This is a genomic window from Duganella sp. Dugasp56, from assembly GCF_047304105.1.
GTDB classification, from domain to species: Bacteria; Pseudomonadota; Gammaproteobacteria; order Burkholderiales; family Burkholderiaceae_D; genus Rugamonas; species Rugamonas hordei.
Map to the genome: position 1 here is coordinate 1 of NZ_JBGLYQ010000032.1, position 19,288 is coordinate 19,288.

A 19,288-nucleotide genomic window follows, 5' to 3' on the forward strand; every position below is an offset into this window, starting at 1 on the left:
GCACTGACCCCGGTTTTATTTTTAGACGCTGAGTTGCAGGCGCGGGGTGACTGGGCGGCGGCCGGTGCCGGCTGCCGTGCGGCGCCCGCTTGGGGCGGCGCTCAGTTTGAACACGGCCACCACCTGCGCCAGCGCGTCGGCCTGGTCGTGCAGCGAGGCTGCCGCGGCGGCGGCTTCTTCCACCAGCGCGGCGTTCTGCTGCGTTACCTGGTCCATCTGGCCGATCGCCTGGTTGACCTGTTCGATGCCGGAGCTCTGCTCCAGGCTGGCCGTCGTGATCTCGCCCATGATGTCGGTCACGCGCTGGATGCTGTCCACCACTTCGCTCATCGTCATGCCCGCCTGCGTAACCAGCATGCTGCCGGCGTCGACTTTTTCCAGCGAATCGTCGATCAGCGTCTTGATCTCTTTGGCCGCCGTCGCGCTGCGTTGCGCCAGGCTGCGCACTTCGGTCGCCACCACCGCGAAACCGCGGCCCTGCTCGCCGGCGCGGGCCGCTTCCACCGCTGCGTTCAGCGCAAGGATGTTGGTCTGGAAGGCGATGCCGTCGATGACGCCGATGATGTCGACGATCTTGCGCGCCGAGACGTTGATCGCGTCCATGGTTTCGACCACGTCCGCCACCACGCCGCCGCCGCGCTGCGCCACTTCCGTTGCCTTGACCGCCAGCTGATTGGCCTGGCGCGCGTTGTCGGCGTTCTGCTTGACGGTCGACGTCAGTTCCTCCATCGACGACGCGGTCTCTTCCAGGCTAGATGCCTGCTCTTCGGTACGGCCCGACAGGTCCAGGTTGCCGGCGGCGATCTGGCTCGATGCGCTGGAAATGCCTTCGGTGCCGCTGCGTACTTCCGCGACGATACCGATCAAGCCGTCGTTCATCATGCGCAACGCTTCCAGCAGGCGGCCGGTCTCATCCTTGCTGGTGACGGCAATATGGCTGGTCAGGTCCTTGTTGGCCACGGCGACGGCGATTTCCACCGCCTGGTTCAGCGGCACCGTGATGCCGCGCGTCAAACGCCAGGCGCAGACGACGCCCAGCGCCAGCACCACCAGGCCGAACGCGATCATGAACTGGCGGCTGCGCTGGTACAGCGTTTCAATCGCCACCGCGTTGTCGTCGATGCTCTTGCGCTGCAGTTCCAGCAGGCCGCGCAGCGATTCCAGGTAAGCCTTGCCGTCGGGAGTGAAGCGCTGCTCCAGCAGCTCGGCGGCCTCCTCCAGCTTGCCATCCTTCTTCAGCGCGACGATGCCGTCGCGCGAGGCCAGGTAGCGCTTGCGGTTGGCCTTCATTTCCTCGAACAGCGATTTTTCCTTCTCGCTCTCGAGCAATGGCTCGACTTTCTTTTGCAGGCTGTTGACCTCGGCGGTGGAGGAGGCCGTCTCTTCGGCAAAGAACGGTCCCAGCGACGGGTCGCTGCTCTTGGAGATCGCCGACGTGCGGCGCACGCTGGTGTGGATCAGGCGATACCAGTCGCTGATCATGCGTTCCTTGGCCAGCGGCTGCTGCATCATGTCGCGGGTGGCTTCCGCCACGGTCTGCATGTGGCCGATGCCGATCACGGTCATCAGCGTCATCAACGCCAATACCAAGCCAAAGCCCGCGGCAAGGCGCGTGCCGATTTTCAAATTTTTCATGATAGAGATTGCCGGCTAAGGCAATGTTGGAAATACGACTACAACGCTGGAAACTGCGATCGGGCGAGAGGATATAGTTACCCTGAAGAACCTCTAGTGTACCACGGCAATTATTTTATTGCTGAAGTATGACTAGGCTGTGACGTCCAGCGAGCTGACCAGCCCGGCGTTGAAGGAGTAGGAAATGACGGTGCTGGCCAGATTGGGATTGGCCTTCAGCAGGTCGGCCCAGTTAGCCGATGCCTGTGCGGAAAGTCCGCTGACGGTGCCGGCGCCGGTATAAACGCCGGACGCCGATGGCGACGATGCCAAAGAGGAAAGAATCCCCTGGTCCAACGCCTGCTGGGCAGTGGCCGAAGTGTCGACGTTGCTGCCCTGCTCAGGCACGCTGATCGGTTCGGTGGTTTGTCCCGCCTGCTGCAGCGCATCCAGCAAGCCCGACGGCGTGTAGACCGAGGCACCGGTGCTCCCGCCCAGCGAGGCCACCACCGCCGACTGCGCCGACAGGCTGACCGCCTCGGACGACAAGGCCCCCGCCGCCACACCGGACACGGTGGGAACGTAAGGCTGGTACGCCGGGCTGGCGCTGACGGAGTTGAGGGCGACGGTCATGGTGCTTTCACTATAGTGGTTGGGTCCGCATGGCGCAAGCGCAAAAAAACCGGGCGGTTTGGAGGCGCCCGGCTTTCTTAAAACTTCGGCAATCAGATTTTGGCGGCGTCGTGGTCGCGCTGGACCTTGTCGGCATGGCGCTCCACCTTCTCCTCATGGCGCGCCAGCTGCTCGTGATGCTTGTCGGCACTGCGGCGGGCGATCACTTTTTCGTCGTGCTTGATGACCTGCTTCTGCACCTTGATATCGTGCTGCTCGGCCCGGCGCGCCTGATCCAGCTGTTGCGCGCTGGCGATGTCGCCCTTCTTGATCTCGGCGTGCTCGGCACGGGCCAGCGCGTTGCGTTCGCCGCGCTCCGCCTGCAGTTGCTGCTTGCCGGCGGCGACCTGGCCTTGCTTGGCGGCGATCACCGCGTTGTCACGCTTGATCTGGCGGGTGTCCTGGTGTACTTCCTTGCTGTCCTGGCGAATCTGAGCGTTGTCCTGGCGGACTTGCGCCACTGGATTGGTTTGCGCGAAGGCTGCTGCACTGATCATGGAAAGCATGCCGGCGATCATCAGGGATTTGGTTTTCATGATGGAGTTCCTTTTCTAGTGGTTTGCAGATCGCTGCTCATCAGCGTCTTGAGCAATTAACGCGGCCGCCACGCAAGGCGGTGACCACATTCCAGTAAGAAAAGTTACCAGGTGTATCTGGCCAAGGCGGCAGCCAGCTCGCGCTGCCAGGCGCCGGCCTTGACGTGATTCCACACCAGCGCCACCTGCTCCACGCATTCGAACGCGCAATCGGTGACGTGGATGCGGCGCAGTTCCGGATCGGCCAGCGCGAAGTCCGGCAGATAGGCCAGCGCCTGGCCGGATTTGACCAGCGTCAGCAGCAATTGCAGGTCGTCGGTCCAGTAGCGGATCTTGCGCGGCAGCTGATCGTCGCGCCAGCCGTCGGAGCGGGCGCCGCGCTGCACGCCACAAAACAGCGATCGCGAAGGACAAGCAAAATCATGCTCCAGCACCTGCGCCGAGGTGGCCTCGTCCACCGCCAGCGGATGCCGCCGCCCCGCCACCAGATGCAGGGTCACGCTGCCCAGCGGCGTGACCTGCCATTCGTCCGACCAATGCTCGCCACGGCCTTCGATCACGTCGCCGGTGACGATGGCGGCGTTGATGTCGCCGCGCGCCAGCGCCGCCAGCGCTTCATCCTCGAACATCGCCTGCATGCGCAGGCTGCCCTCCGGATAGGCCTGCAAGGCCTGCGACAACATCTGCCCGTGACGCCACAGCAAAATCGCCGGCCCGCCGATGCGGCTGTCGACCGTGGCCTGCTCGCCCATCAAATCGGCCCTGGCCTGGTCGGCCAGCGCCAGCAGCGTCTGCGCGCGCGACAGCAGCAACTGGCCGCTGTCGTTCAGCACCAGCTGCTTGCCGGTGCGGTCGAACAAGGGCTTGCCCAGGCTGTCCTCCAGCCGCTTCAAGGCCTTGGACACGGCCGACGGCGTCAAATGCATCTCCAACGCGGCCGCGCCCAGCGACGGCCGGCGGGCGGCGCTGACAAACACACGCAGGTCAGAAAGATTCATGATGTCCAAACAGGATACAAAAAGTGAATTTAAGTTGCTTTACGCGATACGAATAGCATCTTACCATCAGCAGCATGACGACCCTCACCCAAAAACAATGGATCTACCGCCGGCAGCCTGTCGGCCAGATCACCGCCGAGCACTACGAGCTCGTTGAACAACCGCTGTCCACCACGCTCGGCGACGGCGAAGTGCTGATTGAAGCGCGCTGGTTCAGCGTCGATCCGTACATGCGCATCGGCCAGTCGACCAAGCCGACCTACGACACCGATCCGCATCCGCTCGACGCCGTGCAACAGGGCGGCGTGGTGGCGCAGGTGCTGGCCTCGAACGCGCCCGGCTTTGCCGCCGGTGACTGGGTGCAGAGCTATACCGGCTGGCAAACCCATGCGCGTGTGCACGCAAGCGGACTGAAACGCATCGATCCCGACCTGGCACCGGTCACCACCGCGCTGGGCGTGCTTGGCATGCCGGGCCGCACCGCCTGGTTCGGACTGACCGAATCGGGCAAGCCGCATGCGGGCGAAGTAGTGGTGGTCTCCGGCGCGGCCGGCGCGGTCGGATCGCTGGTGGTGCAGTTCGCCAAGCGCCACGGCGCCCGCGTGCTGGGCATCGCCGGCGGCCAAGCCAAGTGCGACTGGCTGCGCGACACACTGGGTGCGGACTGGACCATCGACTACAAGGCCTGGAACGATGCCGACGCGCTGGGCGCGGAAATCAAGCGCCTGACCGGTGGCGTCGACGTGTATTTCGATAACGTCGGCGGCATGGTGACCGATGCCATCATCCCCATCATCAACCGCCGCGCGCGCATCGTCATCTGCGGCCAGATCAGCCAGTACAGCGGCGGGCTGGAGACGCCGGAACTGGGACCGCGCCTGCTGCATCACATGCTGTACCAGCGCGCCACGATCCAGGGCATGCTGGCGCGCGACTATCTGCACCGCATGGACGAGATGGTCCGCATCGTCGCGCCGTGGGTGAAGGCGGGCGAGATCGTGTTCGAGGAAACGGTGATCGACGGCTTCGAGCAATTGCCGGCCACGCTGAATTCGCTGTTCACCGGCGAGCACCGCGGCAAGCTGCTGGTGAAGGCATGAGGGCCGTCGCCGTAACGCTGGCGCTGGCCCTGGCGGCCGGCGGCGCTGCCGCCGCCGACGCCACCTACGGCGAGCACGGCATGGCGCTGTTTGGCGGCAAGCAAGGGCTGTATGCATCGCACCTGCCGATGTTCCATGCGCCGCACGCCTATCAGGTGATCCTGCAGGTGCACGTCGCCGATGCCGCCACCGACGCCGCGCTGCGCAAGCGTCTCGACGGCAAGACCGCGCTGTGGACCATCGCGCCGGAGAAGTTCGAGCTGTCGCGGCTGGCGCCGTCGGCAGCTGTGCCGCTGCGGCAGTTCAAGGCGGATCTGGTGAAGGGACACTTTGAGCAAGGCGGCGCAACGCAGTTCGCCGCCGCCACCGTCGTGGTCGACAAGGTGCTGATGTTCCGCCAGCTGTCGCCGGCGCAGAAGACCAGCGCCGACGCCAGCTACGTGCAGATCGGCAGCGGCAATCAGCGCTACCTGGTCAAGCGGATCGACAGCCGGCCGGACTTCGACCACATCGTTGCCTACACCGCGGCAAGCGGCGCATCGACGGCGGCCATCACGCTGCGCAAGCAAGCGCTGCAGCAGCCGGACGCTCAAGCATTGGCCGCAGCACTGCATGTGCCCGCCGGCGCGATTCGTGGTACGGTGTATTTTTATACCGAGGACTTGAAGTGACATGGTTCCAGCAGAATACGAAGGCTTGTGGCGCCGCAAGGGCATCTGGCGCAGCAACGGCAGCAGCGACCTGACCACGCAGGTGTGGTGGTTCCAGGCCGCGCGCTATCACATCGACCTGCGCATTCCCGTCGGCCGCGCCGGCATCAGCGGCTTTGCCGGCGAAACGGTGGTGGACGGCGACCGCTGCGAATGGCGCCCCGCCATCGCCTGCCCCGCGATCAGCGCCGACCTCGACGCCGGCTGGATGCGTTTCGACGACGCCGACCACATCCACGAGGAGGGCCTCGACCACAGCTACGAAGAGGACTGGTACCGGGAACCCACCGGTGCCATGCATGGCGCGCGCCTCGAAGACCCCGACAGCGATGAGCTGGCCTACCTGCTCATCGGCGAGCGCTGGATGGCATGGGCCCGCGGCAGCCCGAGCGGCGCCTGCGAGATCACCGTCTACCACCATGACCAGCAATGGCAGGCAGTCGCGTCAACTCTTGATGCGGCGCCGTCCCTGACGACGCCGACCTTGCAACAAGCGCTACAATGGAACTCCGGCGACATGGTGATGCCGGCGCTGGCGCCTGGCCGAGCATGGCGAGTCAGTTCAAAATAATCATGACCCTACGCTGCGCTATCCTGGCTTTCGGCTTTCTCTTCAGCACTGCGGCGGCGAGCGCCGATTCCGCATCGTCCAAACTGATCGACCAGATGCAGGGCGTGTACAAGCACCGCTTTGCCAATGCTGTGTACGTGGGAGAGGGCAAACCCGACGAGCCCTATCAATCCGAGGACATCGTCGAAATCGTCCGTTACGACGATCAGCGCATCTATTTCCGCGCCGAGCTGCAGTTCTATAACGGGCACACGTGCAGCATCAGCGGCATCGCCAAATACGACCAGGGGCATTTCGTTTATCGCGACCCGCAAGCGCCACTGCCGGGCGAAGCGCCCTGCACGATGTCGATCAGCACCAACGCCGGCCAGCTCAGCCTCACAGACCGGATCAACGGCAGCGCCAGCTGTCATCCCGGCCACTGCGGCGCGCGCGGCAGTTTGTCCGATTACACGATCCCCACCAGCGCCAAACGCAATATCCGCTACATGGACCGGCTCAAGGCATCGACCGAATACAAGCAGGCCGTTGACGAGTTAAACACCAAGTAGCCGAGAGCCATTCATGCAGATTTCAGACATCCCCTTCGGCACCACCGACTGGCGGTCCATCGAGCCCACCGAGCATCCGGGCGAAACCGGCACCGCCTACTGGCGCACCCAAAAGTTCGGCGCGATCCGCGTTCGCATGGTCGAGTACACGCCAGGCTACCTGGCAGATCACTGGTGCGTCAAAGGCCACATCCTGTTCTGCCTGGAAGGCGAACTGCATACCGAACTGGAAGACGGCCGCAGCTACACACTGACGCCCGGCACCAGCTACCAGGTAGCCGACAACGCCGAGCCGCACCGCTCGTCAACAACGATCGGCGCCAAGTTGTTTATCGTTGATTGAGCTGGCGAGATCCAGTCATCTCTCTCATCACGTCGTGAACCTCAAATAACTCGCAATCCCCTTGCTCATGAGACGCCACTCGACGTTCGATTTCCGCTATCCAAGCGGCATCCACATCGACCAAAGCATCCTCACGTAAAGACTCGAGCAGTAAAGTAAGCAGGCGCAGCCGTTCATGAGCGGGAAGCGCACAACCTAGCGCGGCAAGTTCTGCAACACGATCGACCATAGTCGCTCCTGAGATGTAAGAGAGTAATGCAGTCCTATTAACGAATAAGTTAATATTTCAATCCTCTTCCGACGCAATGTCTACTACTTTCGGAAAGATCAATGACCGCAGTCGCGCGATATACTAAAGTCATGCAAAGATATCAGATTCAGGAGTTCAAACATGTCACCCGCCAAACAGAGAGTAATCAACCTTTTGGAGTCGTTGCCGGACGACTGCTCCTTGGACGATATTCAGTATCATCTCTACGTTTTATCCAAGATTGAGAGCAGCGAGGAGCGCGTAAAAGCGGAGGGAACCCTGACGCAAAACGAGGTTAAGCAGCGTCTTAGCAAATGGCTAGAAAGATAGCTTGGTCGGAAGCCGCGACTGAGGACCTCGAAGCTATAGCAAATCTGATAGCGCAGGACTCGCCACCGAATGCATCCAAGGTAGTTAAAAAGATTGTGGCCGCTGCAGACGGCCTCGGTCGCTTCCCTCATCTGGGTGTGGTGATTCCCGAAACAAATAACCCGGCGATCCGGCAGCGGATCGTATTTCACTATCGCTTGATCTACAAGGTGGAGTCTGATGCAATTGTCATCCTTGCAGTGATTCACAGCAGGCGCCGTCTACACATTCGCTGACGGTGAAGATCGAAAAAAACGGGACCATCAAGGTCCCGTTTTCACTGGTGCCGCTGAGGATTACTCGGCAGTTGCGGCGGCTTTTTTCGGCGCTGCTTTTTTGGCTGGCGCTTTCTTGGCTGCCGGCTTTTTCACCGCTGCGGCCTTGACCGGCGCGGCTTTCTTGGCCGGGGCTTTTTTGGCCGGAGCCGCTTCCGCCGCATCTTCCGCGCCGTCGTCCGCCACCGCCGCTTTGCCCTTGGCGGGCGCTTTGGCCTTGCGCTCTTCGAACTCGAAGCTGATCTTGCCGTCCTTGCCCTTCACCAGGAAGGCCTTGAACGGACGGCGCGTGCGCTGCGAAACAAAGCCCGGCAGCAGGTCGGTCTTGCCGTCGTTGAGCAGCTTGGCCATCTGCTCGGGCAGGATCTCCTGCTGCAGGATGATGCGGCCGCTGCGGAAGTCGCACGTCTTCGGCTTGGCGACGCTGTTCTCGCACACATACGCCAGGCCCATCTCGTACACGCCGCCGGCACATTTCGGGCAAGGCCCCAGCGCGGTCTGGCCGGTGAAGTCGACCGGTTCCGCATCTTCCGAATCGTCGTTCTGGCCGAAGTCGAACTCCAGCTTGAAGTTCTTGATCTCTTCGTCGCGCACGATGCGCAGGATGGCCGCGAACGGACGCCCCATCTTCGAACGGAAGCCTTGCAGCGGGCCGATGGTGCGGTCCTTCAGCAACTGCTCGACTTCCTCGATCTCGAACTGGCGGCTGCCCGGCGTCTTGCTCATCGAGAAGTCGCACTTGGTGCAGGCGAAGCGGCGATAGTTTTCCTTGACCACGCTGTTGCAGTTCGGGCAAGGCGTGCGCAGCGTGTGGTAGTCGCCGGGGATCGTATCGTTGTCGTATTCCTTGGCGCGCTTGACGATGATCTGCGTCATCTGGGCGATTTCACGCATGAACTCGTCACGCGAGATCTTGCCCTTCTCCATCTGCGACAGCTTGTATTCCCACTCGCCGGTCAGTTCCGGTGCGGTCAGTTCGTTGACGCCCAGGCCGCGCAGCAAGGTCATCAGCTGGAACGCCTTCGCGGTCGGCATCAGCTCGCGGCCTTCGCGCAGCAGGTAGCGCTCGGTCAGCAGACCTTCAATGGTGGCGGCGCGCGTGGCCGGCGTGCCCAGGCCCTTGCCGGCCATCGCATCGCGCAGCTCGTCGTCCTCGACCAGCTTGCCGGCGCCTTCCATGGCCGACAGCAGCGTCGCCTCGGTGTAGCGTGCGGGCGGCTTGGTGACCAGGCCGTTGGCGTTGACCTGGTCGGTCAGCACCTTTTCGCCCTTGGCCACAGGCACCAGATTGCCGTTGGCGTTGCCTTCCTTGTCGTCGTCGGTCGACGCTTCCTTGCCGTAGATCGCCAGCCAGCCCGGATTGGTCATGACCTTGCCTTCAGTCTTGAACTGATGGCCCATCACTTCGGTGTAGCGGGTGGTGACCTGGAACTCGGCAGGCGGGAAGAACACGGCCATGAAGCGGCGCGTGACCAGGTCGTACAGCTTCTGTTCCGGCTCGGACAAATTCTTCGGCGCGATCGTGGTCGGGATGATCGCGAAGTGATCCGAGATCTTGGTGTTGTCGAAGATGCGCTTGTTCGGCTTGACCCACTTCTTGTCCAGGATCTGCTTGGCGAACTGGTGGTAGTTCGGGTTTTCCTTGACCACGTCCAGCGCCTGCAGCACGGTCGGAATGTAGTCTTCCGGCAGGTGGCGCGAATCGGTACGCGGGTAGGTCAGCACCTTGTGCTTTTCGTACAGCGCCTGGGCCAGGCCCAGCGTGTTCTTGGCCGAGAAGCCGAAGCGCGAGTTGGCTTCGCGCTGCAGGCTGGTCAGGTCGAACAGCGCCGGCGCCATCGACGTGGTCGGCTTTGCTTCCTCGGTGACCACGCCCTGCTTGCCGCGGCAAGCCATGGCGATGGTGTCGGCCGCGGCCTTGCTCCACAGGCGCTCGGCGCGCTTCTCCGGATCGGTCTCGTCCTTCTTGAACTTGGTGTCCAGCCAGCGGCCTTCGTAGATACCGGCCGCGCAGACGAACTCGGCGCGCACTTCCCAGAAGTCGCGGGGGACGAATTTCTTGATCTTCTCTTCGCGCTCGACCACGATCGACAAGGTCGGCGTCTGCACGCGGCCCACGGTGGTCAGATAGAAGCCGCCCTCTTTCGAGTTGAACGCGGTCATCGCGCGGGTGCCGTTGATGCCGATCAGCCAGTCCGCTTCCGAGCGGCAGCGGGCGGCGTCGGCCAGCGGCATCATGTCTTCGTCGCTGCGCAGATGGGTGAAGCCTTCGCGGATCGCGCCGGGCGTCATCGATTGCAGCCACAGGCGCTTGACCGGCTGCTTGGCCTTGGCGTTCTGCGCGATCAGGCGGAAAATCAGTTCCCCTTCGCGCCCCGCGTCACATGCGTTGATCAGGGTGGTGACGTCTTTGCGTTTGATCAGCTTGTTGAGCACCTTGAGCCGCGACTCGGTCTTGGCGATCGGATTGAGCGCGAAGTACGGCGGGATCATCGGCAGGTGGGCGAAGCTCCACTTGCCGCGCTTGACGTCGTGTTCTTCCGGTACGGCAATTTCCAGCAGGTGACCGACGGCGGAGGACAGCACGTACTCGTCGGATTCAAAGTACTCATCGTGCTTGGTAAAGCCGCCAAGCGTCTTCGCGATGTCGTTCGCGACAGAAGGCTTCTCGGCGATGATGAGGGTTTTGGTCATATTTTGTATCTCGTTTTTTAACACTTTGGATGGGTGCAGCATGCGCATCATACATGGATCGCGTCGCAGTCTGCACTTTTGCGTCGCCGATGGCAAGCCCGGCGCGTGACAGTCTTGTCAAAGCGCCAATGATAAGCGGGTTGCCGGCCAGACTGCAAGCAAACAGCGCCATACCGGGTAGCGGCGCCGGTGAATGTTGTTTAATTTATTGCCCGGAAGGAAATCCAAGGCAGGCTGCACGTATATATTAGTGCAGCAGGCGTGGCGCCTGGTCCTCGTCGGAGCCGAACAGGTCGTCGAACATCAGCGCGTCCGGCTCCTTGCCTTGGCTCCAGAGCAACATCAGGACGATGACCTTGAGCTTGCCCAGCGAGACCGGCGCCTCTTCCAGCGCCAGCGCCCGTTCGATGACGATTTCGCGTTGCAATGGTGACAACACCTTGGCCGATTCCAGGAACTGGATGAAGCCGATCGCGGCCGAACCGAGCACGTCCTGCTCTTCGTCCACGTAGAAACGGGTGCCGGTGGAGGCCGCCGTCAGCGTTTGCTCGACCCCGGCCATCGCGGTCAGGTCGGTCAGCCAGACCAATGCCTCGGAAATCTCTACATCGTCAAAACCGACAGCCGACAGTTTCTTGGCCAATGCCGCCGGTTCAGGGCAGGCATCGGGACGGTAATACGTCTCGTAGAGGTAAACAAGGATGTCGAACATGGCTCTACTCTATCAGCTAAAACAGATGCCGCACAAGTGCTGCACAGAACGCCTTATCTTTCAGCAACTTGGACGCTGTCATGCGCGCAAGCGCTGGAACATACCGCCGGGCAAACGCTCGATCAGGCCCGCCAGTTCCAGCGCCAGCAACTGGCCCTGCAGGTCGGCGGCGGCCTGTCCCAGGCGCAGCGCCAGCAGGTCGGCCGGGGCCGGATCGTCGCCCATCGCCTCCAGCACGCGGTCGACAAAGCTGTCGTCCAGCGGCAGCCGCGCGCCGCCGGCGCCGGGCGCCAGCAATTGCAGGTCGGTCAGGATGTCGGCCGCCGTTTCCACCAGCTTGGCGCCGTCCTCGCGTATCAGGATGTGGCAGCCCTTGGACAAGGTGGCGTGGATGGAGCCGGGAATCGCATACAACGCCTTGCCCTGGTCCACCGCCAGCCGCGCCGTGATCAGCGAGCCGGACTTCGCGGCCGCCTCCACCACAAGCACGCCGCGCGCCAGCCCGCTGATGACGCGGTTGCGGCGGGGGAAGTTGTCGCGCAGCGGCGGCGTGCCCAGCGCGTACTCGCTGACGATGCAGCCCTGCTCGGCGATGCGCCGCGCCAGCTCGCCGTGGCGGGCCGGGTAGATGCGGTCGGGGCCGGTGCCGATGACGGCGATGGTGCTGCCCGGGCCGTTCAAGCCGCCCGCGTGGGCCGCCGCGTCGATGCCCAGCGCCAGGCCGGACACGATGGTCAGGCCGGCGTCGGACAGCGCCTCGGCCATGCGGGCGGCGTTCAGCATGCCCTGCACGCTGGCATTGCGCGCGCCGACCACGGCCAGCGACGGCCGCGCCAGCAGCCCGGCATTGCCCTTGACGTAAAGCATCAGCGGCGCGGCCGCGACATGGCGCAGCGATGCGGGATAGCCTGGATGGTCCAAGGTCAGCAGCAGGTTGCCGGGTTGTTGCTGCCAGGCCAGCGTGGCCTCGACCAGCGCAGCCAGTTCGGCGGGCGGCTGCAGCAGCGCGTCGGCCTGGTCGCGCTTGACCTCCTCCAGCAGCGTGTCGCGCTCGGCGCCAAAGATCGCCTCCGGCGTGGCGAAGCGCTCCAGCAGCCGGTGCGCCGTCAGCAGGCCGACGCCGGCCGTCATCTGCAGGCGCAGCCAGCCGGTCAGCGCGGGCGCGCTGACTGGTTGGAACTCGGCGGTGGGGGTATCCGTGGCTTGCACGGCGCGGGTCACTCCGGCGACTTGGCGACGTCGCCCACTTCCACCGGCGCCGACACCTGCATGATCAAGCCGTAGGAAATATGCTTAAACACGCGGAAGATAAACAAGCTGCCCACTTCCTCATCCGGCAACTTGACCTGCTGTTCGCGCATGCCCAGCCAGCTCTTCTTGGCGGTGCCGTCGCTCACAGTCTTCCCCGCATGGTACAGCTGCAGCACGGAGCCGATGTCGAGTCCGTCAAGCTTTCCGCGATTAATGCTGACTACCTGGTTCTGGCCGGCGTGCGTCACGCCGCCGTAGATCGCCACCACCCGCGAATTGACCTTCAGCTCAGGCGGATGCGGCACATAGTTCTGCATCGGCATCGGCGGAATCGCGCGCAGCTGGTCGCCCTTGCCCATTTCCTCCTTGGCGCTGGCGACGATGAAGGTGTGCACGTCGCTGCCGCTGCCCGGCTTGGCTTCGGTCTGCAGCTTCAGCGTGCCCAGGTAAAACGCCTCGTAGCCGATGACCTGCTTGGTGACCGGATCCTTCAACGGGGTGCCGGGACGGAACACCTGGAACGAGGTGTTGCCCTTCAGGTCGCCGCGCACATAGGCTTTGTCGTCCTTGCCCAGGAACACATGGCTTTCCTGCGTGGCCACCACGCGCGGTGCGCCGGCCAGTTCGTCGTTTTCGATGATCAGCGGCTGCGTCAGGAACGGCTCGATGACGCCGGCCGGAATCGACGTCACCGCGTCCTTGCCCAGGCCCTCGGTGCGCAGTTGCGGCTTGAGCCGCAGGTTGGACGCGCCGCCGGCGCCGTCGATGGTCGCCTCGATCTTGTTGCCCAGCCGCAGGCGGCCGGCGGTGCGGTCGAACCAGATGATCTGGCCCGGATAGATCCAGTGCGGGTTGGCGATCTCGTCGCGGTTCATGCCCCAGACGGTCGGCCAGCACCATGGACGCTCGAGGAATTTACCGGAAATGTCCCACAGCGTATCGCCCTTGACCACCAGGTGCTGGTCCGGCGCGTCGGCGCGGAATTCACATTTCAGTGGTTCCGCCGAGGCCGCCGTCAGACCGGAAAAAAGCGCCGCCAATACTAAGCGGGTGCCGACTGTGCTAAAATTTTTCATTAGTAGATCCGGTAAATGCGCCATACATTGCGCAGGCACACGATAGCAAGAAGGTGAAAAGGCTTGCTAAATTGAATCAAATTCTGCCCATAAAACCCTGAACTAGCAAGAGAAACCGCGCAATGGTACCCGGCGCGGATGTTGCATTTTTGATGGGGAAAACCGCCGCGGCGACCTCCGGTCCACCGCGCGCGTTATCAAGGCAATCACTTAGTTATCAACACAGTTACAGCACATGGCTATCTTAAATATTTTGCGTTACCCCGACCCACGCCTGCACAAGGTCGCCAAACCGGTCACCGTCTTCGACGAGCGGCTGGAAAAGCTGGTCGCCGACATGGCCGAAACCATGTACGAAGCGCCCGGCATCGGCCTGGCCGCGTCGCAGGTCGACGTGCATGAGCAGCTGGTCGTCATCGACATCTCCGAAACCAAGGACGCGCTGGTCGCCTACATCAATCCGGAAATCATCTGGGCCAGCGAAGAGAAGCAGGTCTACGACGAAGGCTGCCTGTCGGTGCCCGGCATCTACGACGGCGTCGAACGCCACGCCCAGGTCAAGGTCCGCGCGCTGGACGTCAAGGGCCAGCCTTTCGAAGTGGAAGCCGACGGCCTGCTGGCGGTCTGCATCCAGCACGAGATGGATCACCTGCTGGGCAAGGTGTTTGTCGAATACCTGTCGCCGCTGAAGCGCAACCGCATCAAGAGCAAGCTGGTCAAGGAAGAGCGCGGCATGGCGCGCGAAGCCCAGTTGCGCGCGCAAGGCCGCCGCTTCTGATTTCCATCATTCAGCATCACCGGGGAACCGCATGAAAGTCATCTTTGCCGGCACGCCGGAATTTGCCGCCGTGGCCCTGCAGTCCCTGCATGAGGCGGGCTTTGAAATTCCGCTGGTGCTGACCCAGCCCGACCGTCCGGCGGGACGCGGCATGCATCTGCAACCGTCCGCCGTCAAGCAATACGCGGTCGCGCACGGCATCGAAGTGCTGCAGCCGCTGTCGCTGCGCACCGACAGCAAGGACCCGGTGCGCGCCGAGCAGGCGCTGGCCGCGCATGCGCGCCTGCTGTCGACGCCGTACGACGTCATGGTGGTGGCCGCCTACGGCCTGATCCTGCCGCGCAGCACGCTCGACATCAAGCCCTGCCTCAACATCCACGGTTCGCTGCTGCCGCGCTGGCGCGGCGCCGCGCCCATCCACCGCGCGATCGAGGCGGGCGACCGCGAGACCGGCATCACCATCATGGAAATGGAAGAAGGCCTGGACACCGGCCCGATGCTGCTGATCGAGCGCATCGCCATCGGCGACCAGGACACCACCGGCATGGTGCACGACAAGCTGGCCGCGCTCGGCGGCAAGATGATCGTCGAGGCGCTCAACAAGATGAGGCACGGCCAGCTGGAAGCCGTGCCGCAGCCGGAGGCCGGCGTCAGCTACGCCGCCAAGATCAGCAAGGAAGAGGCGGCGCTGGACTTCACCCTACCGGCCGTCGAGATCGGTCGCAAGATCCGCGCCTTCAATCCCTTCCCCGGTGCGCACGCGTCGGTCAACGGCGTCAACGTCAAGCTGTGGGGCGCCGAACTGCTGGAAGCCGACAGCAAGGCGCCGGCCGGCCAGGTGTTGGCGGCCGACGCGCAGCACGGCATCGTCGTGTCCTGCGGCAGCGGCTCGCTGCGCCTGACGGAACTGCAAAAGCCGGGCGGCAAGCGCTTGCCGGCGGCCGAGTTCATCAAAGGCTTCCCGCTTGAAGGCTTGACCTTCGCCTGACAACTCAGCCCGCAGCCTTGCGTGCTTCGGCGCGTATCCAGTCGGCGACGATGACGGCGTCCGCGCCGGCGTCGCGCCGCGTCAGCAGCCAGTAGGCATAATCGCTGGCGGCCGGCGGCAAGCCGCTGGCCAGCGCCAGCTTGCCCTGCTCCAGCAAAGGTCGCACCAGTTCCAGCCGTCCCAGCGCGACGCCCTGCCCGGCCAGCGCAGCCTGCACCACCTGATCGTACTGATTGAAACGCAGCATGCCTTGGGGCTTGGCCTTCCCTGCACCGGCGCCGCGCAGCCAGGCAGCCCATTGCAGCCAAGGACGCGATACGTCGTCAAACTCAAGCAACACCTGCCGGCGCAACTGCGCCGGATCTTCAATCGCGGCCACGGCCAACGCGGGATGCGCCACCGGTACCAGCGCTTCGCCGAACAGCCGCAGCGCGCCTTGCGGCGCCTCCTCCGGCCGGCAATACCGCAGCGATAAATCGACCTGCTCGCGTTCCAGATCGACGAAGCGGTTGTTGGCGGCCACCCGCACGTCGATGTCCGGCGCCGCCTGCTGGAACGCGTTCAGGCGCGGCAATATCCACAAGGCCGTCACGCCGATGCTGGCGCTGATGGTGACCGGCTGCCGCGTATCGGCGGGGCGCAGGCTGGCTACCACGTCGCCCAATTGCTCCAGCATCGCATCCGCGCTGCGGAACAGCCGCCGGCCCTCGCCGGTGAACTCGATGGAGCGGTGCCCGCGCACCAGCAGCCGGTAGCCCAGCGACGATTCCAGCGCCTGTATCTGGCGGCTGAGCGCCGACTGCGTCAGGCACATGTCTTGTGCCGCGAGCGTGATACTCATGCGGCGGCCGACTGCGACAAAGCTGCGCAGCAGGTCCAGCGGCGGAAGATCCAAAAGGCGGTTAGGCATGGCATGACTGTATCACGCATGCACAACAGGAATGTGAATGCGGCGAATATACCGTTTGAGCGGCGAGGCGGAATCGGATTCAATGAGGCTTTCAGGGAGACCGACATGACTCATCACACCACCGCCGCGCTGGAGTTCCTGCAGCCGACATCCGAGCGGCCATACACCTATATGTACCCGCCGCCCGACGGCCGGCCGTGGCAGAACGCCGCCTACGAATCCGTGGCGGTGGCGATACGCGACGCGCGCGCGGACGGCGGCCTGTCCATCGACCGCGAAGGCTACGAGCTGCGCGAGGCGCCCACTGCGGTGCGCGACTTCCTCGACAAGGACCAGGTGGTACGCCTCTACTATCCCGAAGTGGCGGAGCTTGCGCTCGCAGTCTCCGGCGCCAGCCTGGCCTTTGTGTTCGACCATCTGGTGCGCAAGCGCACGCCTGGTTCGCCGCAGGCGTTCGGCCGCGTCGAAGGCCAGCGCCCCGGCGCGGCGGGACGGGTGCACTGCGATTTCACGCCGGCGTCGGCGCACCGCAGGCTGCTGCAGGAGTTGGGCGACAAGGCGGCAGGCGTTCGGCGCTACGCCATCGTGAACCTGTGGCGTTCGATCCGCCATCCGGTGTTCGATGCGCCGCTGGCCGTGTGCGACGCGCGCAGCGTGTCGTCCGACGATCTGGTCGCCAGCGATATCTTCTACCCCGAGCGCACCGGAGAAATTTACCAGGCCATGCACAATCCCGCGCAATCATGGGCATACTTCCATGCGATGACGCGCGAGGAGGTGCTGATCTTCAAGCAGTACGATACCGAAATGGCGGGCCATACGCCCCATGCCGCTTTTGAGCACCCGGAAACACCGACGGGTGCGCCGCTACGTGAAAGCATTGAAATCCGCTGTCTGCTGATCTATCAAGGAGATGCAAAATGAAAATTGAATTCTGGTTCGACTTCGCCAGCAACTACAGCTACCTGAGCGTGATGCGCATCCGTAGCCTGGCGCCGGACGGCGTGGCCTGGCGCCCCTTCCTGCTTGGCCCGATCTTCAAGGAAGCGGGCTGGAACAACTCGCCCTTCGTTCTGCAGAAGGACAAAGGCGCCTACGTCTGGCAGGACATGCCGCGCCAGTGCGCCAAGTACGGCTTGCCTTGGCGGCAGCCGACCGAGTTCCCGCGCAACTCGCTGCTGGCGGCGCGCGTGGCCATCCTGTGCGAAGAACAGCCATGGATGCAGGATTTGTGCGAGCGTGTAATGCTCGCCAATTTTTCCGAAGACCGCGACATCGGCAGCGCGGAAGTCATGACGGACATCCTGACCTCGCTGGGCCAGGACGCCGCAGCCATCCTGCAGGAAGCGCAGAGCGACGCCAACAAGGCCCGGCTGCGCACGCGCACCGAGCAGGCCAAGGCGCTGCATATCTTCGGCGCGCCGACCTTCATGGTGGACGGCGCCATGTTCTGGGGGAACGACCGGCTGGACGACGCGGTGGCGATGGCGATGCGCTAGTCCACTAGTCGCGCAGCGAGATCACACGATCGCCGTCGCCCGGCTTGCAGCCTGCGGCGATCGGCGTCCAGCCTCGGTGGATGACGATCTGCCGCTCGTCGTGGCACAGTTCGACGCGCTCGCTGCCTGGGAAGCGCAGGTGCACAAAGGCTTCGACAGTCGAGGGCAGACTGATCTTCAGTTTCATCGCCCAGCGGTCATCATCGGGATGGTCGTCCAGATGCAGCAGCGGCACGAAGTGCGAGACCAGCATCAGGACGCGGGAATCGACGTCGACCGGTTCCGGCGCATAGCGCTCGCCATATAGCCAGCGCTGGGCTCGTTCGCGCAGGTCGTCGCCATCCGCCAGGTCGCCCCAGCCGGCGGCCAGCATTTCCATGACCCACTGGTTGCAGTTCTGGTAGCGGGTGCTGAAGGCATAGGCACTGGCGCTGTACTGCGCGGCCAGCAGATGCAGCACGCGCGGAGTGTCGAGCAAGGCCGGACGCAGCGGCGCGATGGCCTGCGGCGGCAGCCGCACGATGGAGATGTAGCCCAGCGCGGGATCGTCGGTGCCGAGCGCGAAGCCGGCCAGTCCCTGGTCGAATATCCGTGGACGATGCTCGTCGCAGGCATAGTAAAGCTGGCGCGCGGACCAGGCGCCGGCTTCCGAACGCCAGGCCAGCGCGGCGTGCGAGTAGCGGATGCCGAAGCGCGACAGGTCGAGTCCCGAGCGGCTGACCAGCGCCAGCCCATCGTCGACGCCGGCCAGTTCCTCGCGCAGCACGGCGGCAAAGCGCAGCAAGCGGTCTTGTTCGAACGCGGTCAGCGGCTGGCTGCGGTCGCAAAAACGTGAAGCACCGGAGGAACCGCCGGCCTGCGCGGCGCCGGCCGTGCACAGCGCGGCGCAGGCCAGCGTGGCCAGCGCCAGCGCGCGGGCCAGCTTCAAATGCCGAGTGGGCGCGAGGCCAGCTCGCCGTACCACTCATCGGCCAGCACGAGGTAGAACGGCTGATGCGTGTCGCCGCGGCCGAACTCGATGCCGTAGACGCGGTTCTGCGCATACATCGCATCGCCGACGGCAAGTTGCTGCTTGTCGAAGGTGGTCTGCGGCAGGTCCAGCACGACGCGCTGCTGCGGATCGCCGGTCTCCATGGTCACACGGGTACGGCCGGCGCGGTCGGGCGTGGCGGCGATCTGGATGATGCGGTACTCGCCGTCGGCGACGCGGCGGTTGTCGCCTTTCGAGCTGTTGCTCGAACCGTTGAGCGAATCGGAAATACTGCCGCTGGACGCCGATCCAGCGCTGGAGGCCGACGAAACGAAACTGTCGGCGTTGGCATTCAAAGCCAAACCCAGCGCGCCGGCCGCGCAGATCAGGCGGATGGATTGAGAAATCTTCATCGATACTT

The 19,288-nt window shown here is 63.9% G+C and carries 22 protein-coding genes; 10 read left to right on the top strand and 12 right to left on the bottom strand.

Annotated elements, in window-relative coordinates; genetic code table 11:
- Positions 1–21: 21 nt before the first annotated feature.
- The 4 genes from ACCD07_RS21495 to ACCD07_RS21510 all read right to left on the bottom strand — a co-directional run bounded on the left by ACCD07_RS21495 (position 22) and on the right by ACCD07_RS21510 (position 3,820).
- Entirely contained in the window at positions 22–1,635 is a 1,614-nt protein-coding gene (locus ACCD07_RS21495; protein WP_413448508.1) for a methyl-accepting chemotaxis protein, read from the bottom strand.
- A 132-nt stretch (positions 1,636–1,767) separates the two neighbouring features.
- The gene (locus ACCD07_RS21500; protein ID WP_413448509.1) at positions 1,768–2,247 is read right to left on the bottom strand and encodes a hypothetical protein; all 480 of its coding nucleotides are present in this window, start codon (positions 2,245–2,247) and stop codon (positions 1,768–1,770) included.
- Positions 2,248–2,339: 92 nt separating this feature from the next.
- Positions 2,340–2,822, bottom strand: coding sequence for a hypothetical protein (locus tag ACCD07_RS21505; RefSeq protein ID WP_413448510.1), 483 nt, complete (start codon positions 2,820–2,822; stop codon positions 2,340–2,342).
- 104 nt (positions 2,823–2,926) lie between these two features.
- Positions 2,927–3,820 (bottom strand): LysR family transcriptional regulator, encoded by an 894-nt coding sequence (locus ACCD07_RS21510; RefSeq protein ID WP_413448511.1) that lies wholly within the window; start codon positions 3,818–3,820, stop codon positions 2,927–2,929.
- 74 nt (positions 3,821–3,894) lie between these two features.
- Between ACCD07_RS21510 and ACCD07_RS21515 the strand changes: the two genes are divergently transcribed.
- Genes ACCD07_RS21515 through ACCD07_RS21535 form a run of 5 tightly spaced genes read left to right on the top strand, consistent with a single transcriptional unit; the run spans position 3,895 to position 7,095 of the window.
- Positions 3,895–4,920, top strand: coding sequence for an MDR family NADP-dependent oxidoreductase (locus ACCD07_RS21515; RefSeq protein ID WP_176654810.1), 1,026 nt, complete (start codon positions 3,895–3,897; stop codon positions 4,918–4,920).
- Positions 4,917–5,591, top strand: coding sequence for a hypothetical protein (locus ACCD07_RS21520; protein WP_176654811.1), 675 nt, complete (start codon positions 4,917–4,919; stop codon positions 5,589–5,591). The genes ACCD07_RS21515 and ACCD07_RS21520 overlap by 4 nt, the downstream gene beginning before the upstream one ends.
- 1 nt (position 5,592) lies before the next feature.
- Positions 5,593–6,201: a hypothetical protein gene (locus tag ACCD07_RS21525; protein ID WP_413448512.1), complete on the top strand. Its 609-nt coding sequence runs from the start codon at positions 5,593–5,595 to the stop codon at positions 6,199–6,201.
- 2 nt (positions 6,202–6,203) lie between these two features.
- Positions 6,204–6,752 carry a hypothetical protein gene (locus ACCD07_RS21530; RefSeq protein WP_413448513.1) on the top strand — a complete coding sequence of 183 codons (549 nt, stop codon included), beginning with the start codon at positions 6,204–6,206 and terminating at the stop codon, positions 6,750–6,752.
- 13 nt (positions 6,753–6,765) lie between these two features.
- Positions 6,766–7,095 carry a DHCW motif cupin fold protein gene (locus tag ACCD07_RS21535; RefSeq protein ID WP_353399413.1) on the top strand — a complete coding sequence of 110 codons (330 nt, stop codon included), beginning with the start codon at positions 6,766–6,768 and terminating at the stop codon, positions 7,093–7,095.
- Here the strand turns inward: ACCD07_RS21535 and ACCD07_RS21540 are convergent.
- Positions 7,082–7,324 carry an addiction module protein gene (locus ACCD07_RS21540; protein ID WP_176654815.1) on the bottom strand — a complete coding sequence of 81 codons (243 nt, stop codon included), beginning with the start codon at positions 7,322–7,324 and terminating at the stop codon, positions 7,082–7,084. The two genes, ACCD07_RS21535 and ACCD07_RS21540, sit on opposite strands and share 14 nt — an antisense overlap.
- Before the next feature lie 335 nt (positions 7,325–7,659).
- Between ACCD07_RS21540 and ACCD07_RS21545 the strand changes: the two genes are divergently transcribed.
- Positions 7,660–7,950, top strand: a complete 291-nt coding sequence (locus ACCD07_RS21545; RefSeq protein ID WP_176654816.1) for a type II toxin-antitoxin system RelE/ParE family toxin — start codon at positions 7,660–7,662, stop codon at positions 7,948–7,950.
- Between the two features lie 60 nt (positions 7,951–8,010).
- Here the strand turns inward: ACCD07_RS21545 and ACCD07_RS21550 are convergent, their stop codons facing one another.
- From ACCD07_RS21550 to ACCD07_RS21565, 4 genes are all read right to left on the bottom strand, one after another.
- Positions 8,011–10,683 (bottom strand): DNA topoisomerase III, encoded by a 2,673-nt coding sequence (locus ACCD07_RS21550; RefSeq protein ID WP_176654817.1) that lies wholly within the window; start codon positions 10,681–10,683, stop codon positions 8,011–8,013.
- A 247-nt stretch (positions 10,684–10,930) separates the two neighbouring features.
- A complete protein-coding gene (locus ACCD07_RS21555; protein WP_176654818.1) occupies positions 10,931–11,395 on the bottom strand; it encodes a DUF494 family protein in 465 nt (154 codons plus the stop codon).
- A 78-nt stretch (positions 11,396–11,473) separates the two neighbouring features.
- A complete protein-coding gene (gene dprA, locus ACCD07_RS21560) occupies positions 11,474–12,616 on the bottom strand; it encodes a DNA-processing protein DprA (protein ID WP_176654819.1) in 1,143 nt (380 codons plus the stop codon).
- A complete protein-coding gene (locus tag ACCD07_RS21565) occupies positions 12,613–13,722 on the bottom strand; it encodes a LysM peptidoglycan-binding domain-containing protein (protein WP_176654820.1) in 1,110 nt (369 codons plus the stop codon). The genes dprA and ACCD07_RS21565 overlap by 4 nt, the downstream gene beginning before the upstream one ends.
- Positions 13,723–13,957: 235 nt before the next feature.
- On the opposite strand from ACCD07_RS21565, the gene def reads away from it, so the two are divergent.
- Positions 13,958–14,500, top strand: a complete 543-nt coding sequence (def, locus tag ACCD07_RS21570) for a peptide deformylase (RefSeq protein WP_176654821.1) — start codon at positions 13,958–13,960, stop codon at positions 14,498–14,500.
- 31 nt (positions 14,501–14,531) lie between these two features.
- Positions 14,532–15,488, top strand: coding sequence for a methionyl-tRNA formyltransferase (gene fmt / locus ACCD07_RS21575; RefSeq protein WP_413448514.1), 957 nt, complete (start codon positions 14,532–14,534; stop codon positions 15,486–15,488).
- A 4-nt stretch (positions 15,489–15,492) separates the two neighbouring features.
- Here fmt and ACCD07_RS21580 read toward each other — a convergent pair whose 3' ends face one another.
- Entirely contained in the window at positions 15,493–16,398 is a 906-nt protein-coding gene (locus tag ACCD07_RS21580; protein ID WP_413448515.1) for a LysR substrate-binding domain-containing protein, read from the bottom strand.
- A gap of 105 nt (positions 16,399–16,503) precedes the next feature.
- Between ACCD07_RS21580 and ACCD07_RS21585 the strand changes: the two genes are divergently transcribed.
- On the top strand, positions 16,504–17,322 hold the full coding sequence (locus tag ACCD07_RS21585; protein ID WP_353399397.1) for a CmcJ/NvfI family oxidoreductase: 819 nt from the start codon (positions 16,504–16,506) through the stop codon (positions 17,320–17,322).
- Positions 17,319–17,897 (top strand): 2-hydroxychromene-2-carboxylate isomerase, encoded by a 579-nt coding sequence (locus ACCD07_RS21590; RefSeq protein ID WP_353399394.1) that lies wholly within the window; start codon positions 17,319–17,321, stop codon positions 17,895–17,897. Before ACCD07_RS21585 ends, ACCD07_RS21590 begins: the two co-directional genes overlap by 4 nt.
- A 4-nt stretch (positions 17,898–17,901) precedes the next feature.
- Here the strand turns inward: ACCD07_RS21590 and ACCD07_RS21595 are convergent, their stop codons facing one another.
- Both ACCD07_RS21595 and ACCD07_RS21600 read right to left on the bottom strand, forming a co-directional pair.
- On the bottom strand, positions 17,902–18,825 hold the full coding sequence (locus ACCD07_RS21595; RefSeq protein ID WP_413448516.1) for a DUF2145 domain-containing protein: 924 nt from the start codon (positions 18,823–18,825) through the stop codon (positions 17,902–17,904).
- Complete coding sequence (locus ACCD07_RS21600; RefSeq protein WP_176654827.1) at positions 18,822–19,280, bottom strand: hypothetical protein; 459 nt, start codon at positions 19,278–19,280, stop codon at positions 18,822–18,824. The genes ACCD07_RS21595 and ACCD07_RS21600 overlap by 4 nt, the downstream gene beginning before the upstream one ends.
- Positions 19,281–19,288: the final 8 nt, after the last annotated feature.